Genomic DNA, 2977 nt, shown 5'->3' with positions numbered 1-2977 from the left:
CGTCCGGCGGGGCGGGGGGCTCACCGCCAATGGCCGGCTCGGCCAGCCGGCGATGGATCGCGCTGTCGAGGCGCTGAAAATCTGCGGCGACAAGCTGCGCAACCGCAAGATCCGAAAAGCCCGGCTGATCGCCACCGAAGCCTGCCGCACGGCCGACAACGGCGTCGAGTTCCTCGACCGCGTCGAACGCGAGGCCGGCCTGAAGCTCGAGATCATCGATCGCCAGACCGAAGCGCGGCTGGCGGTTTCCGGCTGCGGTTCGCTGGTCGAGCGCGACACGCAAGGTGTCGTGCTGTTCGACATCGGCGGCGGCTCATCCGAGATTGCGTTGATCGACCTCGCCGGCCGCCGCTCGCCAAGGCTCGCCAACCACATCGTGTCGTGGACCTCGCTGCCGGTCGGCGTCGTCTCGCTGGCCGAGCGCTTTGGTGGCCGCACGGTGACGCGCGAGATCTTCGCCGCCATGGTCGACGACGTCGCCGGCCGGCTGGCCAGCTTCGACGGCCGCGACCGGCTGAGCCATCTCAAGGCCAGCCCGAATTTCCATCTGCTCGGCACGTCCGGAACGGTCACGACGCTCGCCGGTGTTCACCTCGACCTCGAGCGCTACGACCGTCGCCGTGTCGACGGGCTGTGGATGGACCGCGACAGCGTCGACCGCATGGTCGAAAAGCTGGTCGGCTGGGATTTCCAGCAGCGCTGCGCCAACCCTTGCATAGGTGCCGATCGCGCCGATCTGGTGCTGGCCGGCTGTGCTATCCTCGAAGCGATCCGCGCGGTGTGGCCGTCGGAGCGACTGCGCGTCGCCGATCGTGGCCTGCGCGAAGGCATATTGAGCGAACTGATGGCCGATGACGGCGTCTGGCGCAATGATGGACGTGGCAGAGCATGATCCCGAACCTCAGGACCGCGTTAGCGAAAAGTGGCGACCGGTTCTCGGAAAAGGTCATGCTCAGACAAGAAGGCATGAACCGGTTTTCGCTGGAAATGATGCTCGGACAAGAAATCAGGCAATGACCAAGAAACCGGAAAAACCAGGATCAGCCAGCATTCGCGTGCTGAAGACGCGGATCAAGAAGAAGAGCGGCCTGAAGGAATCGTCGCGCCGCTGGCTGCAGCGCCACATCAACGATCCCTATGTCCAGCGCTCCAAGGCTGACGGCTATCGCTCGCGCGCGGCTTACAAGCTGATCGAGATCGACGACAAACATCATCTTTTGAAGCCCGGTATGAAGGTGATCGACCTCGGTGCGGCTCCCGGCGGCTGGTGCCAGGTCGCCGCCGCGCGCACGAAATCGACGGCCGACAAGCCGCATGTCATCGGCATCGATTATCTGGAAATGGACGCTGTGCCCGGCGCGCCGGTGCTGTTGATGGATTTCCTCGATCCGCTGGCGCCGCAAAAGCTGGCCGAGGCGCTGGGAGGCGATCCGGATATCGTGCTGTCCGACATGGCCGCACCGACCACTGGCCACAAGCGGACCGACCATATCCGCACCATGCATCTGTGCGAGGTGGCGGCCGACTTCGCGCTGTCGGTGCTGAAGCCGGGCGGGCATTTCCTTGCCAAGACCTTCCAGGGCGGCGCCGAAAACGAGCTGCTCTCCATGCTCAAGCGCAACTTCCGCTCGGTCCATCACGTCAAACCGCCGGCCTCACGCGACGAATCGGTGGAACTCTACCTGCTGGCGAAAGACTTTAAGGGGCGGGAGCCGTCGTCAGCCGGATCGGAACGTCCGGAGGGCGAGCCCGAAACGTAAGCCGCATCAATTGCCGGGCCGGCTTACCGCTTCCAACGTCTTGGGCGTGGTCAATCGACCATGTCCGGAGACAGCGTTGCCGGCATCGGGCGCCAGCCGCATGAACGACAGGGACGCGGCGGCGGAAATCACCGCGACGACGAAGAACGCGGTGTGGAAATCCGCCAGCGTCAGTGACCTGTCGTTCAGGCTTGTGGACACTTCCAGGATGCCGCCGGCCACCGCCACGCCAAGCGCGATCGACAGCTGCTGGAAGACGGCGGCAATCGGCGTGGCTTTGCTGGTGTCTTCAGCTGAAACCTCGGCGTAGGCGAGCGCATTGACGCCGGTGAAGAACATCGAGCGGATGAAGCCGCCGACGAGCAGCATGGCCAGCATCAAGAGATAGGGTGTGTCGGGCGTGAACAGTCCGTTGATGGCGATCGAGGCCGCGGCGACCAGCGAACCGACAACCAGCACGCGGCGGAAGCCAGCGACGCGGAAGATCAGTGCGGTGACGAATTTCATGCCGATGGCGCCGATCGCCGAGACGAAAGTGATCATGCCGGACTGGAACGGCGTCAGCCCGAAGCCGATCTGGAACATCAGCGGCAGCAGGAACGGCACCGCGCCAATGCCGATGCGGAACAGCCCGCCGCCAAGCACCGAGGAGCGGAACACCTGGTTGCGGAACAGTTCGAGCGCCAGCAGCGGGTTTTTGGCGTGGCGCGCATGCAGCAGATAGAGCGCGCCCGACACGAGGCCAACCGCTACGGTGATGACACCGACGATTGGCGGCAGATAGGGCAAGCTCACCACTGACAGGCCGAACACCACGCCGGATGCCGCCAGCCCGCTCAGCACGAAGCCGATGAAATCAAGTGGTGGGGTCTGCACGGGTTCGGTCTTCGGCAGGAAACGCGTCGCCAGCCAGATGCCGACCAAGCCGATCGGCACATTGATCAGGAAAATCCAGTGCCAGGTGAAATAGGTGGTGATGAAGCCGCCGACGGGCGGCCCGACCAGCGGCCCCACAAGCGCCGGAACGGTCAGCCAGGACATTGCCGCGACGAGTTCGCTTTTCGGTGTTGCGCGCACCAGCACCAGCCGTCCGACCGGCGTCATCATGGCGCCGCCAATGCCTTGCAGGAAGCGCGAGACCACGAAAGCCGGCAGCGAACCGGAGAGCGCGCAGGCGATCGAGCCGACGATGAAGACCGCGATCGCGGCACGAAAGA

General features: G+C 64.6%; 4 protein-coding genes. 3 read left to right on the top strand and 1 reads right to left on the bottom strand.

Going from position 1 to position 2977, the window contains the following annotated elements; translation table 11 throughout:
* The 3 genes from EN935_RS29130 to EN935_RS29125 form a co-directional block, all read left to right on the top strand.
* The coding region (locus tag EN935_RS29130) for a Ppx/GppA phosphatase family protein (protein WP_164771412.1) at positions 1 to 892 on the top strand (892 nt) is incomplete at its 5' end.
* Positions 889 to 1017: a hypothetical protein gene (locus EN935_RS42840; RefSeq protein WP_281040365.1), complete on the top strand. Its 129-nt coding sequence runs from the start codon at positions 889 to 891 to the stop codon at positions 1015 to 1017. The genes EN935_RS29130 and EN935_RS42840, both read left to right, overlap by 4 nt.
* Positions 1014 to 1760 (top strand): RlmE family RNA methyltransferase, encoded by a 747-nt coding sequence (locus EN935_RS29125; RefSeq protein WP_127265434.1) that lies wholly within the window; start codon positions 1014 to 1016, stop codon positions 1758 to 1760. The genes EN935_RS42840 and EN935_RS29125 overlap by 4 nt, the downstream gene beginning before the upstream one ends.
* A gap of 6 nt (positions 1761 to 1766) precedes the next feature.
* Here the strand turns inward: EN935_RS29125 and EN935_RS29120 are convergent.
* Positions 1767 to 2977, bottom strand: a 1211-nt coding sequence (locus EN935_RS29120) for an MFS transporter (protein ID WP_127373888.1), incomplete at its 5' end; no start/stop codon positions are given.

The organism is Mesorhizobium sp. M7D.F.Ca.US.004.03.1.1, from assembly GCF_003998635.1.
In the GTDB taxonomy this organism is placed as follows: domain Bacteria; phylum Pseudomonadota; class Alphaproteobacteria; order Rhizobiales; family Rhizobiaceae; genus Mesorhizobium; species Mesorhizobium loti.
Note: the sequence above shows the minus strand (reverse complement) of the source record. Positions and strands in the feature narration are given on the sequence as shown.